The sequence below is a fragment of the Chromobacterium sp. FG89 genome (genome assembly GCF_057808735.1).
Map to the genome: position 1 here is coordinate 77696 of NZ_JBMDIQ010000002.1, position 17053 is coordinate 94748.

The window sequence follows — 17053 nt, forward strand, 5'->3', positions numbered from 1 at the left end:
ATGAATCCAATTGAAACCCAGGCGGTGTTGGCGGCCAGCGAGCTGGCCAAGCAGGTGCATTTCCACGGCGAGCCGCTGAATATCCTGCGCAGCGCCACGCTGACCTTGTATCCGGGCGAGAGCGTGGCCATCGTCGGCGCTTCCGGCTCCGGCAAGTCTACCTTGTTGTCCCTGTTGGCGGGGCTGGATCATCCGTCCGGCGGCGAGGTGTCCTTGTTCGGCCAGGCGCTGTCCGGCTTGAGCGAAGACGCGCGCGCGCTGCTGCGCAGAGACAAGGTGGGGTTCGTGTTCCAGAATTTCCAGCTGATGCCGCAACTGACCGCGCTGGAAAACGTGATGCTGCCGCTGGAGCTGGCCGGCCGCGCCGACGCGCGCGAAGCGGCGCGGCAGATGCTGGACCGCGTCGGCCTCAGCCATAGGCTGGGCCATTATCCGCGCCATCTGTCCGGCGGCGAGCAGCAGCGGGTGGCCTTGGCGCGCGCCTTCGTCATTCATCCCGGCCTCTTGTTCGCCGACGAACCCACCGGCAATCTGGACCCGCACAGCGGCCGCCAGATCATCGATCTGCTGTTCCAGCTCAACGCCGAACAGGGCACCGCCCTGGTGCTGGTCACCCACGACACCGAGCTGGCCAGCCGCTGCGACGCCATCTACCGGCTGGTGGAAGGCAAGCTCAACGGGGCGCGCTCATGACTCTGGCCGGCCGCTTGACCCTGGTGTTGCGCTTCATCCGCCGCGAACTGGTGTCCGGCGAACTGACCATCCTGGCCCTGGCCCTGGTGGTGGCGGTGATGGCGATGAGCAGCGTGGCCTTTTTCTCCGATCGCGTGGAACGCGCGCTGACCACCCAGGCCACGCAGCTGCTGGCCGCCGACCTGGTGCTCAACGGCAATCAGCCGGCGCCGGAACCCATCCGCCGCGAGGCGGAAAAGCGCGGTCTGCGGCTGGCCGACAACATCAGCTTTCCCTCCATGGTGTTTTCCGGCGGCCAGGCGGCTTTGGCCACGTATAAATCGGTCAGCGACAACTACCCCTTGCGCGGCGAAGTCAGCGTGCGCCTGGCCGATGGCCGCGTGGAAACCGGCAGCTTGCGGCCGGCCGCGGGCACCGCCTGGGCCGACGCCCGCCTGATGCGGCGCTTGAAGCTGAAACTGGGCGACACCCTGGGCGTCGGCGGCGCGCAACTGCGGCTGGCCGGCGAAATCGTCCGCGAGCCGGACGGCGCGATGGACCTGTACAACTTCGTGCCGCGGCTGATGTTCAACCGCGCCGACCTGGCCGCCACCGGCCTGATCCAGGAAGGCAGCCGCGCGCGCTGGCGCCTGATGTTCGCCGGCGACGACCGCGGCGTCGCCGACTTCCGCCAGTGGCTGGACAAGGCCAAGCCCAAGGACGCGCGGCTGGAAAACGTCGAGGAGGCGAGGCCGGAAGTGCGCACCGCGCTGGAGCGCGCGCGGCGTTTCCTGGGCCTGACCGCGATGTTGACCGTGGCGCTGGCGGCGTCGGCGGTGGCGCTGGTGGTCCGCCGCTATCTGGCGCGCCATTGGCAGCAGGTGGCGGTGCTGCGCTGCCTGGGCCTGACGGCGGGCGAGGTGTGGGGGCTGTTCGTCAGCCTGTTCCTCTTGCTGGGCCTGCTGGCCGGCGCCTTGGGCACCGCCGGCGGCTTCGGCGTGCAGCTGGCCTTGATGCGCTTGGCCAGCGGCTATGTCGGCGAAATACTGCCGGACCCGGGCTGGCTGACCTGGCTGGTGGGGCCGCTGGCCTCGCTGGTGTTGCTGGCCGGCCTGGCTCTGCCGCCCTTGATGGGCATACGCGACGTGCCGCCGGCCGCGGTGCTGCGCGATGAATTGACGCCGACCCGCCAGGGCGTGCTGGCGCCCTTGCTGGCCCTGGTGGCCTTGCTGGGCCTGGCCGCCTGGCAGGTGGGCGATCTGGCGGTGGCCGGCTGGCTGCTGGCCGGCATGCTGGGCTTCTTCGCCGCCGTGGGCGCGCTGGCGCTGGGCGTGGTCTATCTGATGCGGCGGCTGCCGCGCGGACGCCGGGTGGGCTGGCGCTTCGGCATCGCCAATATCGCGCGCCGCCACTGGCTGGCGGTGATCCAGATCGTGTCCTTGTCGGTGGGCCTGATGGCCTTGCTGACGCTGACCATTGTGCGCGACGACCTGATCGGCGCCTGGCAGCGCAGCGTACCGGCGGACGCGCCGAATAAATTCGTCATCAATATCCAGCGCCACCAGCTCGACGGCGTGCGCAACGCCTTCGCGGTGGAGGGACGCGCGGCGCCGGAGCTAGCGCCCATGGTGCGGGCGCGGCTGATCGCGATCAACGAGCATCCGGTGCGGCCGTCGGCTTACGAGGACGAACGCGCGCGTCGGCTGGCCGAGCGGGAGTTCAACCTGTCCTGGCGCGACGAGTTGCCGCCGGGCAACAAGCTGACGGCGGGCCAGTGGTGGCTGCCTCAGAAACGGATTCCGCCGCAGTTCTCGGTGGAGCGCGAGCTGGCCGCCACCTTGGGCATCAAGCTGGGGGACACGCTGGTCTTCGATCTGGCCGGCACCGCTTACCGCGCCAAGGTGAGCAGTTTGCGGGAGGTGCCGTGGGACAGCTTCCGCGTCAATTTCTTCGTGATCGGCACGCCGGGCCAGTTCAGCCAGCAGCCGGCCAGCTGGATCACCAGCTTCCGGCTGGAGGCGGCGGACGAGGACTTCGTCAACCGCCTGGTGGGCGAGTTTCCCAATCTGACCGTGATCGATGTCGGGGCGATCCTGAGCGAGGTGAGGGCGATGATGGACAAGCTGTCGCGCGGCATCGAGGCCATGTTCGGCCTGGCCCTGGCCGCCGGCGTGCTGGTGTTGTGGGCGTCGCTGGCGGCCACTCGCGACGAGAGGCTGTTCGATGTCGGCCTGATGCGGGCGCTGGGGGCGTCGCGGCGGCAGGTGCGCAGCGTGGTGCTGGCGGAGCTGGCCTGGTTGGGCGCGTTTTCCGGTTTATTGGCGGCCTTGGGCGCCATGGGCATCGGCGCTTTGGCTTCGGTCAAATTGTTCAATCTGCCCTTGGTGTTCAATCCGTGGCTGTTGCCCGCCGGCGTCGCCAGCGGCGCGCTGGTGGTGGTGGTGGCCGGTTGGCCGCTCGTGGGGCGGGTGACCAGAACGTCGCCGATGGCGGTGTTGAGAGCGATCTGAGTGTAGTGGTCAAAGCTGAGAATCAAGCGGGAGCAAGCCCGCAAGGAGACGCATGATGGATGCGATAGTACAGGCGGCAATGGCCAAGTGGCCGAACGTGCCCGCCGTGTTCGGCTGGCTGCGGCTGGATGCGCGCGGCCAGTGGTGGATCAAGGACGAACGTCTGCAGCACGAGGCGATGGTGGAGTTTTTCGGCCGCAATTACAGCCGCGACGGGCTGGGGCGCTGTTATGTGCAGAACGGGCCGCAGAAAGTCTATGTGACGCTGGACGCCGCGCCGCTGGTGGCGCGGCGCACTCCGTCGGGCTGGCGCACGCTGCCCTACGACGACGACGTGCCGGCGCGCTCCGCCTGGCTGACGCCGGAGGGCATGTTGCTGATCGAGATCGGCGGCGAGCTGGCGGCGGTGGACGACCGCGACCTGGCCGCGGTGCTGGAAGAAGGGGCGCCGGGCTGGGACGGCGACATGGACTCGCTGCCGGACCGGCTGGCCTTGGGCAAGAGCGCCATTCCGCTGGGCAAGGAGAGCCTGCCGGACTTGTGGCGGCGTTACGGCATCGTCGGCAGGCCCAAGGGCTGAGCCGTTCCACTCCAAACAAAACCCCGGGCTTGCCCGGGGTTTTGTTTGGTCCGCGGATGGCTTAGAACCGGTTTACGATCTCGCGAGCAAGGGCGAGACAAGGCGAAAACGGCTGAAAAAGCGGAGTGTACACACGGTACATGAGCATTTTGAAGCCGTACTCACCGTGTAACGCTCCACGACGCGTAGCAGATCGTAAACAGGTTCTTAGAGCGGACGCGACTCCACCTGCACCAGACGCTTGCGCCCGGCCAGCATGCCCATGGCGAAGGTGGCGGCGGAGATCAGCGAGAACAACAGGCCCAGCGGCCACAGCGCGTGGGTCTGGTCGCGGATCAGGCCCACGCTGAGCGGGCCGAGCGAGGCCAGCGCGTAGCCGACGCCCTGAGCCATGCCGGACAAATGGGCGGCGACATGGGGGTCCGGCGAGCGCAGCGCCAGCAGGCTCAGCGCCATGCTGAACAGGCCGCCCTGGCCCAGGCCCAGCAGCACTGCCCAGAACAGCAGGCTGTCGGTCGGCGCGAACAGCATGCCCAGCAGACCGCTGATCACCAGCGCCACGGTGGCGGCGATCGGCGGCCGCTGGTCGCGGCAGCGCTGTCCCAGGGCCGGCACCAGCAGCGAGGACAGCACCTGCACCATGATGGAGATGGACAGCAGCAGGCCGGCGTGCAGCGCGGTCTCGCCGCGGTCAATCAGAATGGACGGCAGCCAGCCGAACACGATGTAGGCCATCGAGGACTGCAGGCCCATGAACAAGGTCACCTGCCAGGCCAGAGGGTCGCGCAGCAGGCCGCGCACCAGCCATTGGCCGTGGTGGGACGCCTGCCGGCTCCGCGTCTGCGGCCACCACACCAACAGCGCCAGCAGCGCCGGGCTCGCCCAGATCGCCAGCGCGCCCTGCCAGTTGTTCCCCATCCAGCGCATCGCCGGCACGGTCAGGCCGGCGGCCAGCGCCGCGCCCAGGCACAGCGCCATGGTGTAGACGCCGGTCATCAGGCTGACCTGGGCGGGGAAGTCGCGCTTGACGATGCCGGGCAGCAGCACGCCGATGATGCCTATGCTGGCGCCGGCCAGCGCCGAGCCGGCGAACAGGCCGAATTGGCCGAACTGGGTGCGCAGCAAAATGCCCAGCGCCAGGGTCACCAGAATCAGCGCGATGGTCTTTTCACTGCCCCAGAGGCGGGCCAGCCGCGGCGCCAGCGGACCGAACACGCCTAGGCAAGCGACCGGCAGCGTGGTGAGCAGGCCGGCCATCAGGCCGCTGAGCCCGCGGCTGGCGGCGACGTCGTGCAGCACCGGGGACAGGCTGGACAGCGCCGGCCGCAGATTGACGCCGACCAGGATCAGGCCCAGCAGCAAGAGCCAGGGACGGTGTAGCGCGGGGCGCTGGCTTTGCACGCCGGCGTCGTCGATCTCGGCGTCGATCAGCGTGTCTTCAACCGGCAGATGATCCGGCATGGATTTGGGTGTGGACATGGGTTTTCCTTCTGCGCTTTTGTTGTTGTCGGAGCCGGCTCCCCGCGCCTGGGGGCCGGCTCAAATCGGGCTTACTCCGTGTTGGAGCGATTCAGCAAGCGGTCCAGCGCCTCCAGCAAGGGGCGGGTGATGGCGGCGGCGGCGCGCGCCGCCTCGTCCGGCCGGCGCTGGCGTATGGCTTCGTAAATGGCCTGGTGGGCGGCGAGGTCCGGGTCCGGCAAGGCCTCGTCCAGGATGGATTGCTGCACGTGCTGGCGCACCGCGCGCGAAAAATAGGCGTAGAGCTCGGCCAAAGCCTGGTTGCCGCTGGCGTTGGCGATGGCGAGATGAAATTCCAGATCCCGCTCGATGAAGTCCTCCAGCGGCTCCTGCGGCAGGCGTTCTCCGCGCCGTGCCAGCGCGTCCGCTATCGCGCTGAGATCCGCTTCCGGGCAGCGGCCGGCCGCCAGCCGCGCCGCGCTTTCCTCCAGCATGCAGCGCACTTCCAAGTGCTCGCGCAGGCTGGCGCGGCTGATGGCGCGCATCGCCTCGCCGGGGTTGACCGTGGCGCGCACATAGCTGCCGTCGCCCTGGCGCACCTCCAGCAGGCCGGCGTAGAGCAGCACCCGCACCGCCTCGCGCACCGTGTTGCGGCTGACGCCCAGCTGCTCCGCCAGTTCCGGTTCGGTGGGAATGCGAGCGCCTATCGGCCAGTCGCCGTCTGCCAGACGTTTGGCGATGTTTTCCACGGCGATGTCGACCAGCGAGCGTTTATAGGGCAGCGCCAGCATGCGGCCTCCTTATTCATCCAATCATCCGATGAATTTTAACGAGACAATACGGCGCAGGCAATGCTAGATGAAAAACAAATAGCAAATATCAATCATGCATAAGTGGAGATGCCGTTGCCGCTGTTGCCGTTGCCGGACAGGCCCAGGCCGTTGTTCAGAATCTGGGAGTTGACCGCATAGGGCGCGCCCAGAGAGTAAACCATCGCGTACAGCGATAGCGCGCTGATCTGCTGCGCGCTCAGCTGGATGGTGCCGGACTGGTTGCCGGTCAAGGAGGCGAGGTTGGCGGGGACGGTGTTGGACGTCGGGGTGGCCGACTGCCGCAGCTGCAGGCTGAATTGCATTTTCTGCAAGGCGGTCAGGGTTTGCGGAATGGTGCCGTTGCCATAGGAGGCGTAGCTGTTGGCCAGCCAGTTCAGCGCCCGGGCGGCGGTGTAGAGCAGATTGGCCACGCCCTGGGAGTCGCCGCTGTAAGCGCTTTGCAGGCTGTTGTTGCTCAGGCTGAGGCTGCCCATCTGGCCGAACTGCTGCGGATATTGAAAATTGAGGCCGATCTGGTTCAGCTTGACCAGCAGCGAGCTGCCGTTGCTGTAACTGGCGCCGGCCTGCTGGTTCATGCTGTTGGCCAATTGCTTGGCGATGGGGTCGCGGCTGAGCAGGCCGCCGCTGACCAGCAGCGCGTTCAGGCTGCCTTGCAGGGTGTTGAAGGCGTCGGCCAGCGATTGCGCCTGCCCGTTGAGGCCGTTCAGATCCAGCTTGACCGAGATATTGGTGCTGCCGGTGGACAGCAAGTCCATGGATACCGAGGCGCCCAGCGAGATGCCGCTATTGCCGGCGTTGGAGCCGGAGGCGCCGTTGATCAGGTAGTTGGCGTTTTGCGCGGCCTGGGTCTGGGTCAGATTCTGCCCGCTGCCCACCGCCTGGGTCTGGTCGAAAGCCAAGCGCGACAAGCCGTTCTGATCCGTGTTGTTGCCGTCGTTGTCGCTGACCAGGATCTGGAAATTGTTGCTGGCGCCGGTCTGGGCGGCGCTGATCTGCAATTGATAATTGCCGGAGGCGTTCTGCACGATATTGGCCACCATGCCGACGCCGGAGCCGTTGATGGCGGTGGCGATGCTGGACAGCGTGCCGTTGCTGATGGAGAGCGTGGCCGAGCTGCCGCTGGGCGTGAAGCTGCTGGCCGAGGTGGACGATGTGTAGGCGTAGCTGCCGGTCTTGATGGTCAGGCTGCCGCTGCCCACCGTGGTGCTGCTGGTGTCCGGCAGCGTGAAGGCGGTGACCGCGCTGTGAGCCTGGGCCAGTTGCGAGACGGATACGCTGTAATTGCCGTTTTGCGCGCCGGCGGCGGTGGAGACGCTGGCCACCGACGGATTGCTGCTGCTGCCGCTGATGGAGTTGTTGACCGCGTACGGGGAATAGATCTGTTGCAGGCTGTCTTGGAAGATGTTCAGGCTGGACAGCAATTGGCCCAGCCCGGAAATCAGCACCACATTGGGATCGGTGCCGGCGCTTGGCGAGCTGTTGCTGCTCCGGATCAGCGGCACAATGGGCGAGGAGCCCAATAAACCGCTCAAGAGTTGGTTGTTATTGCCGAAAAGCGATAACAGCGGATTGTAATTTCCAAGGATATTGTTTGCCATGGCTCACCCGCAGAATCCCTGTTGCCACATCTCAGTGTAGGCGAAAAATCAGGGACTTGCCGGCGAGCGGGCTGTCCCGGCGGACAGGCCGCCGGGGAGGGGGCTTACTTGGCCGGAGCCGCGTCCTTCACGCATTTCTTCACGAAGCTGGCCTTGGCCGCGCCGGCGAGTTTCTTGTCGGCGGCTTTGACGTCGCAGGCTTTCTGGGCGTTGGCCGCGGCGCTGTCTTTCTCGCATTTCTTCAGGAAGCTGCTTTTGGCGGCGCCGGCCAGTTTCTTCTCGGCGGCTTTGGCGTCGCAGGCGGCGTCAGCCAGCGCCAGGTTGGCGGAAGTCAGGGCCAGAACAGCGATCATCAGGTATTTGCGCATGATTCATCCTTGGTAGCACAGGTTGTCGGGCCCATGACGGGCGAGAAAAACGATACTCCAAGTTATAGCGCATGAACACTGCGTTTTGTTGACGTCATGTAACGGTTTGCATCGATAGATGTCAGCATTGTCAGTAAACGCGGCCGGATTCGCGGCCCCTTAAGAACCGCTAAGAGAGCCTCTTGGGGAAGCTGAGCCAAGGCGCGCCGACGCAGGCAGCGCCCGTCGGGCGCAAGGCAGGATCCGGAATTTTGCGAGCGGGTCTTAGTCGTAGCGGCGCTGGCGCGCGTTGAGGCGGTAGACCAGGGCGAGGGTGGAGAAGGCGAACAGCACCAGCAGCAGGCCCAGACGGTGGGCGCTGGCGTAGTCGGCCTGTTCCACGTGGTTGTACAGCGCGATGGAAATGACCCGGGTTTCCCCTTCGATATTGCCGCCTATCATCAGCACCACGCCGAATTCGCCCACGGTGTGGGCGAAGCCCATGCTGGCGGCGGCCAGCACGCCGGAGCGGCAGCTGGGCAGGATGACGCGGGTCAGCCGCTGCCAGCGGTTGGCGCCCAAGACCATCGCGGTTTCGATTTCCTCGCGCCGCACCGCGTTGAAGCTGACGATCAGCGGTTGCAGCACAAAGGGCAAGGAGTACAGCACCGAGGCGATGATCAGCCCTTGAAAAGTGAAGGCGAGGCCGGGCCAGCCCAACCAGGCGGTCAGCTGGCCGATGGGGCCGTGCGGGCCGAAGGCGACCAGCAGATAGAAGCCCAGCACCGTGGGCGGCAGCACCAGCGGCAGCGTCGCGCCGGCCTCTATCACCGGCTTGAGGCGCGAACGCGTGCGCGACAGCCACCAGCCCAGCGGCACGCACAGCAGGAGCAGGATCAGGGTGCTGATGGCGGCCAGCCGCAGCGTCAGCGCGATGGCCGCCCATTCGGAAGCCATCATTGCGCGAAGTCGTAGCCCGCTTTCTTGATCAGCGCGCGCGCCTTGTCGCCCTTGAGGAAGGCGAGGAAGGCCCTGGCCGCCGGCGTGTCGCGCACCAGCAGCGCGTCCTGGCGTATCGGCTGATGCAGCTTGGCCGGCACCAGCCAGTAGCGGTCGGAGATGCCTTGTTCCAGCAGCTGCGCGTAAGCGACGAAGGCGAAGTCGGCGCCGCCGACCTGGGCGAACTGCATGGTCTGGCTGATATTGTCGCCGGTGACGAACTTGGGTTTGAGCGCGTCGACGAGCTTGAGCGCGGTCAGGGTTTCCATCGCCGCGCGGCCATAGGGCGCGGCCGCCGGGTTGGCGATGGCCAGCTTGTTGAAGTTGCCGCCGCGCAGCGCGGCTTCGCCGGCGTCGTCGCGCTGTTTGCTCCACAGCGCCAGCTTGCCGATGGCGTAGGTGAAGCGGCTGTCGGGCTTGCCTATCTTGTCGCGCAGCAGCTCGGCCGGGCGTTCGTCGTCGGCGGACAGGAACACGTCGAAGGGCGCGCCCTGGCGGATCTGCGCGGTGAGCTTGCCGGAAGCGCCGCCGCTGGCCTTGATGTCATGGCCGCTGGCGGCCTTGAACTCCACCGCGATCTTGTCCAGCGTCTGCTGGAAATTGCTGGCGACCGCCACGGTGACGGTGTCGGCGGCGGCGAACAGCGGGGACAACAACAGCAAGAAACTCAGTAGTTTGCGCGGCATGGTCGGCTTTCTGACAAGAAGATGAGGCGACCATTATGCCGCCAGCCTGGGCGCTAGCCTACTCCCCAAACGACGTAGCCGCCGCCAGATGCTGGGCCATCTGCCGCGCGTGGTGGCTGCTCCAAAGGTCGACGCGCTGTTGCAGCCATTCCGCATTGGACGGTTGCGCGTTGGCGAGGTCCATGTCCTTGCCCAGCAGATTGACGCCGCCGGCCAGCAGCAGCCCGGATTCGGAGTCTTCCAGCTGGCCCACGGTGGACACCTGGGCCAGATAGGGATCGATGTCGTCGGCGAAGCGCGCCAGATTGAGGGCGGTCTTCACGGGGCGCCGTTCCTTGGGGCCGGCCAGCTCTCTGAGCATGTCGCCCACCGCCACGCGCAGCCGGGCGATGCCCGGACCGGGCGCGGCGGCCACCGGCAATCCCTCGCGGCAGAGCGCCCGGGCCAGGCTGTTGCGGTAGCAGGCGTCTAGGCGGTTGTGCTCGTCCGCCGCCGTCGCCAGCCATTGGCCGTCCGCTTGGCGGCCCAGGAAAATCAGCGGCTCGATCAGGATGCCGTGATAGCGTTTCAGATCGACGCCGGGCTGCAGGTACAGCACCTGGCCGGCATGCTCAGGGTTGGGATGGAAGGCTTCGCTGGGCAGCAGGACCAGATTCTCCGGCGGCTCCCCGGCGTGGCCGATATTGGCCAGCAAGGCGGAAGCCATCAGCGCGCAGGCGAGTTTAAAGAATGGTTTCATCGTGCGGGCTCAGTGGAGATTGCGTGGGAGATGGACTGCGGCCGCCAAGCGGCGTTCCCTCTATATTGTTGCGACTTTGTGACGGGGCGGACTGTCTTCATGCGGCTTATCGCGTCGTCGAGGCCGCGCCGCGTCGCGTCGCCGGCGCCAGTTGTTGGCGCAGCAGCGGGGACCAGTCCTGGGTCAGCAGCTGCCGCCAGCCGTCGTCTTCGTCGCCGGAGGCGGCTTCGGCTTGCGACTGCATGGTGACGCCGCCGGCGACCACGCCCCGTCCCAGCGCGTCTTCCAATTGGGACACCGAGGACACCAGTTGCAGATAGGGTTCTATATTGGAAGCCATGCAAGGCAGTTGCAGCGCCACGTGGCTGCTGTTCAGCGGCTGGCTGTCCTGGGCAATCCGAGACTGACGCGCGGCCACCGCGATGCGCAAGCGCAGCACGCCGGCGGTGGCCACGTCGGTCAGCGCGATAGGCCAGGCCTGCAGCAGCGCGGCCACCTGGCGGCGCATGATCTGGTTGGCGTTTTCCTGTTCCGCGGTTTGCAGCAGCTGCCAGCCGCCGTCCTGCTGGCGGTTCAACAGCAGCAAAGGCTCCACGATCAGCGCGTGGTAGCCGTTCAGCGCAGCGGGGGATTGCTGGTAAGTCAATTGCTGCGGATGCCCTCCTTGTCGGAAAGCGTCCATCGGCAGGCGCCATAAATCCCTGTCGGTCTGCCGGACTGCCGCCAATCTGGCCAGCGCCGTCCAGGCCACCAATGCGCATCCCAGATTGAAGAATGGCTTCATGAAAAGACTCGCATCATTTAAGCAGTCCATTTAATCAGGTATAGAACGCGAGCAAAACTATGCAAAATGGAAAGGTGGACAGTTGATTTGGCGCAAACTTTGCTTGATTGCGGGGGGCGGGCCTGACATGTCGGTCAGGCCGGCTTGTCTGGTATCATGCGCGATCGTCCCGCTGCGCTGTCTCATGCTTCCCGTCAAATGATGAAAACTCTGTTTCGCCTGTTCTTGCTGTGCCTTGCGCTGGGCTGTGCCTGGCTGGTTTGGGTGGTCCTGATTCCGGTTGGCCTGCCGGAAGCCGGTTACAAGCTGACCGTGGGGCCCAACCGCACCCTGAGCCAAGTGGCGCGGGGACTGGAGCAGGAGGGCGTGGTTCGCAGCCGTCAGGTGATGGTGGCCCTGGCCCGCCTGCAAGGCGTGGACCGCAAGATCAAGGCCGGCCTGTATCGTTTCGACGGTCAGGCATCGATGCTGGACATCCTGAACCGCCTGGCCGACGGCCACCCGGACGAGGCCAGCCTGACGGTGATCGAGGGCTGGACCTTCCGCCAATTCCGCCAGGCGATAGACCGCAACCCCGACATCAAGCATACGGCCAAGGACTGGAGCGACGAGGAGATCATGCGGCGGCTGGGCTTCGGCGACGCCAAGCCGGAAGGCCTGTTCTTCCCCAGCACCTATCTGTTTTCGCCGGACACCGAGGACGCGGAGCTCTACCGCCAGGCCTTCGGCGCGATGCAGCAGCGGCTGGAAGCGGCCTGGGCGGCGCGCAAACCGGAGCTGCCTTACCGCACGCCTTACGAGCTGCTGATCATGGCCAGCCTGATTGAGAAGGAAACCGGCGAAGACGCCGACCGTCCAATGGTGGCGGGGGTGTTCGTCAACCGCTTGAAGCAGGGCATGCGCTTGCAGACCGATCCCTCGGTGATCTACGGCATGGGCAGCCTGTACCAGGGCAAGATAGGCAAGGCCGATCTGCGCCGCGACACGCCTTACAACACTTATACCCGCGCCGGCCTGACGCCCACGCCCATTGCCTTGCCCGGCAAGGCGGCGCTGGACGCGGCGGCCAATCCGGCCGAAACCAAGGCCTTGTATTTCGTCGCTCGCGGCGACGGCACTTCGCATTTCTCCGCAACGCTGGACGAACACAATCAGGCGGTGCGCAAATATATCTTGAAGAAAGGACAGTAATGGCGCTAGAGCAGCAACGCGGCCGCTTCATCAGCCTGGAAGGCATAGACGGCGCCGGCAAAAGCACCCATCTGGCCTTCATCCGCGATTGGCTGGCGCAACACGGCGTCGACGCCGTATTCACCCGCGAACCGGGCGGCACCCCTTTGGGCGAGAAAATCCGCGAGCTGCTGCTGGCGGTGGACACCGAGGCCTCGCTGGACGCGGAAACCCTGCTGGTGTTCGCTTCGCGCCAGCAATTGCTGCACAGCGTGATCGAGCCCGCGCTCGCCGCCGGCCAGTGGCTGGTGTCCGACCGCTTCACCGATTCCACCTTCGCCTTCCAGGGCGGCGGTCGCGGCGTGCCGTTCGAGCGCATCGCCGAACTGGAACAATGGGTGCAGCACGGTTTGCAGCCGGACCTGACCCTGCTGTTCGACCTGCCGCTGGAAGTGGCGGCCGAGCGCATGTCCAAGACCCGGCAGCTGGATCGCTTCGAGCAGGAGAAGGCCGATTTCCACGTGCGCGTGCGCGAAGCCTATTTGCGCCGCGCCGCCGGCCAGCCGCGTTTCGCGGTGCTGGACGCCAGCCGCTCCATCGCCGAGATCCAGGTCGACATCGCGGCCTGCCTGAAAAAACTGCTGGAGGCCGCGTGATGCTGCTGCCCTGGCAAGAAGGCGATTGGACCCGGCTGAACGCCGAGCGCGAACGCCTGCCCAATGCCTGGCTGTTCACCGGCGCCGCCGGCATCGGCAAGCTGGAGTTCGCCGAACACCTGGCCCAGTCGCTGCTGTGCGAACGCCCGCAGGCCGGCCACCAGCCTTGCGGCGAATGCGAGGCCTGCCGCTGGTATCGGCACGGCACCCACCCGGACTTCCGCCGCTTGTCGCCGCTGGGCGACGAGGACGAGGAAGGCAAGGAGGGCGCCGAGGGCAAGAAAGTCAGCCGCAAGCTGCCGGTGATCAAGATCGAGGCGGTGCGCGATGTGATCGATTTCGCCCACCTGAGCGCGCATCGCGCCGGCCGGCGCATTGTGCTGGTGGAACCGGCGGAAAGCCTGAATCCGGCCGCCGCCAACGCCTTGCTCAAAATCCTGGAAGAGCCGCCGGCCGAGGTGCTGTTCCTGCTGGTGGCGCATGCGCCGCAGCGCTTGCTGCCCACCATACGCAGCCGTTGCCGCCAGTTTCCGCTGACGCGGCCGCACCAGGCCCAGGCGCTGGCCTGGCTGCGCGAGCAGGGCGTGGCGGACGCGGAACTGGAACTGGCTCATAACGGCGGCGCGCCGCTGTTCGACCACGATCCGGCTTTGGCCAAGCTGCGCAGCCAGTTCGTCCAGGGTCTGGGCCAGCCCAGCTTCGCCAATGTGTTGCAGCTGGCGGAGGCGGTGGACAAGCAGAAACTGCCGCTGTTGCTGCCCATAGGCTGGCTGATGAAGTGGCTGCATGATCTGGCGAGTTTGAGACTGGCCGGTTTGGTCCGCTATTATCCAGATCAGGAGCGCGCCTTGCAGCAACTGGCGGCGCGCGCCGACATCGCGCAATTGATGGCGTGTCAGCAGACACTCAACCAACTGGCGCCGTTCGGCCAGCATACCTTGAACACGCGCTTGCAATTGGAAGCGGTGCTGATGGACTATCTGAAGATATTCGCCAGCGGCAAGGCCGCCTGACACAGAGGGTTAGCCAAGTATGGACAATTCCGCCACTCGCCCGGACCTGAATCCCAACCGTCCCGGGGTGCTGTCCCTGCACATCAAGGAGCGCAGCGCGCTGTTCGCCGCCTACATGCCCTTTGTGCGCCACGGCGGCATCTTCATTCCCACCAATAAGGAAATGAAGCTGGGCGAGGAGGTGTTCCTGCTGCTGACCCTGATGGACGACCCGCAGCGCATCGCGGTGCAAGCCAAGGTGGTGTGGCTGACGCCGGCCGGCGCCAACAACAGCCGGGTGCAGGGCGTCGGCGTCGAGTTCGTCGCCGGCGACGCCGGCAAGCAGGCCAAGGACAAGATCGAGGCCCTGCTCAGCGGCGTGCTCAACTCCAGTCGGCCCACTCATACCATGTGATTGTTTTAGCGGCGCGCATCCGCGCGCCGCAGCCTGATTGACGCAAATATGTTTATCGACTCCCACTGCCATATCAATTTTCCCGACCTCGCCGCGCGCATGCCGGAAGTGCTGGCCAATATGCAGGCCAACCAGGTCAGCCACGCGCTGGTGATCGGCGTCAGCCGTCCCAAATATCCGCAAGTGCTGGAACTCGCGGAGAGCCACGGCAATCTATACGCCACCGTGGGCGTGCATCCGGACGACCCGGAGGCGGAAGAGTACAGCGAGGACGAACTGGTGGCGTTGGCCGCGCACCCGCGGGTGGTGGGCATAGGCGAAACCGGACTCGACTACCACTGGTGCAAGGGCGATCTGGAATGGCAGCATCAACGCTTCCGCACCCATATCCGCGCCGCCAAGCGCGTCGGCCTGCCGCTGGTGATCCACACCCGCGAGTCCGCCGAGGACACCATCCGCCTGATGCGGGAAGAAAACGCCGAGGCGTGCGGCGGCGTGATGCATTGCTTCACCGAAACCTGGGAGGTGGCGCAAGCCGCGCTGGAGCTGGGCTTCTACATTTCCTTCTCCGGCGTGGTGACCTTCAAGAACGCGGCCCAGGTCAAGGAAGTTGCGCAGAAAGTGCCGCTGGATCGGATGCTGATCGAAACCGATTCTCCGTATCTGGCGCCGGTGCCGTATCGCGGCAAGGTCAACGAGCCGGCCTATGTCCGCCATGTGGCCGCGCACATCGCCGAGCTGCGCGGCATGGCGGTGGAAGAGGTGGCGCGCGTCACCAGCGATAACTTTTTCCGGCTGTTCTCCAAGGCCAGCCGTTGAAGCGGAGAAAGCGCATGAAGCGAATCTTGCTGTCCGGGCTGGCCTTGCTGGCCATATTGATATCGGCCCAGGCCTGGGCCAATTGCGTCAATCTGAACGGACGCAGTTATTGTTCCGAAGACGGCGGCATCGCCCTGGTGCAGCGCGGACAGGCGATGTGCGGCAAGGGCGAATGCGCGATCGATGAATTCGGCAACGTGCTGTGCTCGCCTTATCCGGGCGGCGGCGTGGTGCGCGCCAACGGCGTCACTTACGCCGGCCCCGGCGCCTGCCTGCTGTCGCGCGACGGCAATCCGTATTGCGCCAAGCAGCCGCGCGGCGGCTGCCAGCAAGACGCCGACGGCAATGTCCGCTGCGACGGCGGCTGGGTGCGCGAGAAGGCGGAGCGCCCCGAGCGCTGCCGCTGATGCCTTATTACTTGGGAAACGCCATTGGGTTCGCTTGAAGTCACCATCCTGGGCTGCGGCTCCAGTTCCGGCACGCCGGCCATAGGCTGCGACTGCGTTACCTGCCGTTCGCCGGATCCGCGCAATCGCCGCACCCGCGCCAGCGCCTATATCAAGGCGGCCGGCCAGGGGCTGTTGATCGACACCGGGCCGGACCTGCGGCAGCAGGCGCTGCGCGAAGGCCTGAGCCAGGTGGACGCGGTGCTGTACACCCATCCGCACGCCGACCACCTGAACGGCATCGACGACCTGCGCGCCTTCTGCTACGTGAAGAAGGGGCCGATCACGCTCTACGGCAACGCCTTCACCCTGGACAATATCAAGAGCCGTTTCGACTACGCGCTGCTGCCGCCGTCCAAGATGTGGGACAAGCCGGTGCTGCTGCCGCAGCAGGTGGATGGGCCGGTGGACTGCGGCGGCGTCACGCTGACGCCCGTGCCCTTGCAACATGGCTCCTGGCCTTGCCTCGGCTGGCGCGTCGGCGACATGGCCTGGCTGACCGACGTGTCGGACATCCCTGACAGCAGCCTGCCCTTGTTGCAGGGGCTGAAGCTCTTGTTCCTGGACTGCCTGAACCACGACCCCTATCCGTCCCACCTCGGCGTGCGGCAATCCTTTGCCTGGGCCGAGCGCATCGGCGCCAAACGCACGGTGCTGATCCATATGACCCACCGGCTGGAATTCGGCGCGCTCAGCGCCGAATGTCCGCCCGGCGTGGAGGTCGGCTATGACGGCTTGCGCGTTGAGCTGCCGTTTAGCTGATGCCCGTCATGCAAAGAAATCGTTAATAATCAATCGCTTTTATTTCAGGGTTGCAGCGGGATCTTTTGATCCAGCACCGCCACCGCGGTCAGCGCATTGTCCGGGCTGCCGTCCAGCAGCTTGTCGGAATAGCTGAGGTAGGTCAGGGTATTGCGTTTGGCGTCGACGATGCGCACCACCCGCACATGCTTGAAGATGAAGGACGCGCCTTCCTTGAACACCTGCTCCTGCTTGGGCAGCGGCCGCGAGAACTTGATCGCGCCCACCTGGCGGCAGGCCACCGAGAAGCGGGACGGGTCCTTGGCCAGGCCCAGCGCGCCCTTGTAGCCGCCGGTCTTGGCGCGCGAGATATAGCAGGCCACGCCTTGCACCGCCGGGTCGTCGAAAGCTTCCACCACCACCTTGTCGTTGGGGCTGAGCAGCTTGAAGGTGGTGGACACCTCGCCCACTTCCTCGGCCATCGCGGGCGCGGTCAGGCAGGCGAGCAGCAACAGGGCAATCTTGTTCATTCAGGTTCTCCGGCCGCGGGAAAAACGCCGGCCGCGGAGGGCGGCCGGCGGTCAGCGGATGGAAGCGATTGTAGGGAA

Annotated in this window: 19 protein-coding genes; 10 read left to right on the top strand and 9 right to left on the bottom strand. The window is 66.0% G+C overall.

Annotated features, from left to right (window positions below; translation table 11 throughout):
* Genes ACODRW_RS02255 through ACODRW_RS02265 form a run of 3 tightly spaced genes read left to right on the top strand, consistent with a single transcriptional unit; the run spans window position 1 to window position 3762 of the window.
* Window positions 1–693 (top strand): ABC transporter ATP-binding protein, encoded by a 693-nt coding sequence (locus ACODRW_RS02255; RefSeq protein WP_048414370.1) that lies wholly within the window; start codon window positions 1–3, stop codon window positions 691–693.
* Window positions 690–3182, top strand: coding sequence for an ABC transporter permease (locus ACODRW_RS02260; protein ID WP_488905105.1), 2493 nt, complete (start codon window positions 690–692; stop codon window positions 3180–3182). The genes ACODRW_RS02255 and ACODRW_RS02260 overlap by 4 nt, the downstream gene beginning before the upstream one ends.
* 55 nt (window positions 3183–3237) lie before the next feature.
* Complete coding sequence (locus ACODRW_RS02265) at window positions 3238–3762, top strand: DUF2946 family protein (RefSeq protein ID WP_227106865.1); 525 nt, start codon at window positions 3238–3240, stop codon at window positions 3760–3762.
* Window positions 3763–3969: 207 nt separating this feature from the next.
* Here the strand turns inward: ACODRW_RS02265 and ACODRW_RS02270 are convergent, their stop codons facing one another.
* From ACODRW_RS02270 to ACODRW_RS02305, 8 genes are all read right to left on the bottom strand, one after another.
* On the bottom strand, window positions 3970–5241 hold the full coding sequence (locus ACODRW_RS02270) for a CynX/NimT family MFS transporter (RefSeq protein WP_253313788.1): 1272 nt from the start codon (window positions 5239–5241) through the stop codon (window positions 3970–3972).
* 71 nt (window positions 5242–5312) lie between these two features.
* Window positions 5313–6011 (bottom strand): FadR/GntR family transcriptional regulator, encoded by a 699-nt coding sequence (locus tag ACODRW_RS02275; RefSeq protein WP_488905106.1) that lies wholly within the window; start codon window positions 6009–6011, stop codon window positions 5313–5315.
* A 92-nt stretch (window positions 6012–6103) separates the two neighbouring features.
* Window positions 6104–7585, bottom strand: a complete 1482-nt coding sequence (gene fliD, locus ACODRW_RS02280; protein ID WP_488876971.1) for a flagellar filament capping protein FliD — start codon at window positions 7583–7585, stop codon at window positions 6104–6106.
* 170 nt (window positions 7586–7755) lie between these two features.
* Window positions 7756–8019: a hypothetical protein gene (locus tag ACODRW_RS02285; RefSeq protein WP_107798111.1), complete on the bottom strand. Its 264-nt coding sequence runs from the start codon at window positions 8017–8019 to the stop codon at window positions 7756–7758.
* 264 nt (window positions 8020–8283) lie between these two features.
* The gene (gene modB, locus ACODRW_RS02290) at window positions 8284–8958 is read right to left on the bottom strand and encodes a molybdate ABC transporter permease subunit (RefSeq protein WP_107798112.1); all 675 of its coding nucleotides are present in this window, start codon (window positions 8956–8958) and stop codon (window positions 8284–8286) included.
* Window positions 8955–9683, bottom strand: a complete 729-nt coding sequence (modA, locus tag ACODRW_RS02295) for a molybdate ABC transporter substrate-binding protein (protein ID WP_107798113.1) — start codon at window positions 9681–9683, stop codon at window positions 8955–8957. Before modA ends, modB begins: the two co-directional genes overlap by 4 nt.
* Before the next feature lie 58 nt (window positions 9684–9741).
* Window positions 9742–10422, bottom strand: a complete 681-nt coding sequence (locus ACODRW_RS02300) for a DUF3313 family protein (RefSeq protein ID WP_107798114.1) — start codon at window positions 10420–10422, stop codon at window positions 9742–9744.
* Window positions 10423–10528: 106 nt separating this feature from the next.
* The gene (locus ACODRW_RS02305) at window positions 10529–11206 is read right to left on the bottom strand and encodes a DUF3313 family protein (RefSeq protein ID WP_488905107.1); all 678 of its coding nucleotides are present in this window, start codon (window positions 11204–11206) and stop codon (window positions 10529–10531) included.
* Between the two features lie 198 nt (window positions 11207–11404).
* Between ACODRW_RS02305 and mltG the strand changes: the two genes are divergently transcribed.
* From mltG to ACODRW_RS02340, 7 genes are read left to right on the top strand one after another with little or no spacing between them, the layout of a single operon-like run.
* Window positions 11405–12397, top strand: coding sequence for an endolytic transglycosylase MltG (gene mltG, locus ACODRW_RS02310; RefSeq protein ID WP_107798116.1), 993 nt, complete (start codon window positions 11405–11407; stop codon window positions 12395–12397).
* On the top strand, window positions 12397–13032 hold the full coding sequence (gene tmk / locus ACODRW_RS02315; protein WP_488905108.1) for a dTMP kinase: 636 nt from the start codon (window positions 12397–12399) through the stop codon (window positions 13030–13032). The genes mltG and tmk overlap by 1 nt, the downstream gene beginning before the upstream one ends.
* Window positions 13032–14045: a DNA polymerase III subunit delta' gene (locus ACODRW_RS02320; protein WP_488905109.1), complete on the top strand. Its 1014-nt coding sequence runs from the start codon at window positions 13032–13034 to the stop codon at window positions 14043–14045. The genes tmk and ACODRW_RS02320 overlap by 1 nt, the downstream gene beginning before the upstream one ends.
* A gap of 19 nt (window positions 14046–14064) precedes the next feature.
* Window positions 14065–14439 (top strand): PilZ domain-containing protein, encoded by a 375-nt coding sequence (locus ACODRW_RS02325; protein ID WP_048416050.1) that lies wholly within the window; start codon window positions 14065–14067, stop codon window positions 14437–14439.
* Between the two features lie 48 nt (window positions 14440–14487).
* Window positions 14488–15258: a TatD family hydrolase gene (locus ACODRW_RS02330; RefSeq protein WP_227106878.1), complete on the top strand. Its 771-nt coding sequence runs from the start codon at window positions 14488–14490 to the stop codon at window positions 15256–15258.
* A gap of 14 nt (window positions 15259–15272) precedes the next feature.
* Complete coding sequence (locus ACODRW_RS02335) at window positions 15273–15665, top strand: hypothetical protein (protein ID WP_474455652.1); 393 nt, start codon at window positions 15273–15275, stop codon at window positions 15663–15665.
* Window positions 15666–15689: 24 nt separating this feature from the next.
* Entirely contained in the window at window positions 15690–16466 is a 777-nt protein-coding gene (locus tag ACODRW_RS02340) for an MBL fold metallo-hydrolase (RefSeq protein WP_488905110.1), read from the top strand.
* Between the two features lie 44 nt (window positions 16467–16510).
* Here the strand turns inward: ACODRW_RS02340 and ACODRW_RS02345 are convergent, their stop codons facing one another.
* Complete coding sequence (locus tag ACODRW_RS02345; RefSeq protein WP_107798121.1) at window positions 16511–16975, bottom strand: CreA family protein; 465 nt, start codon at window positions 16973–16975, stop codon at window positions 16511–16513.
* Between the last annotated feature and the right edge of the window lie 78 nt (window positions 16976–17053).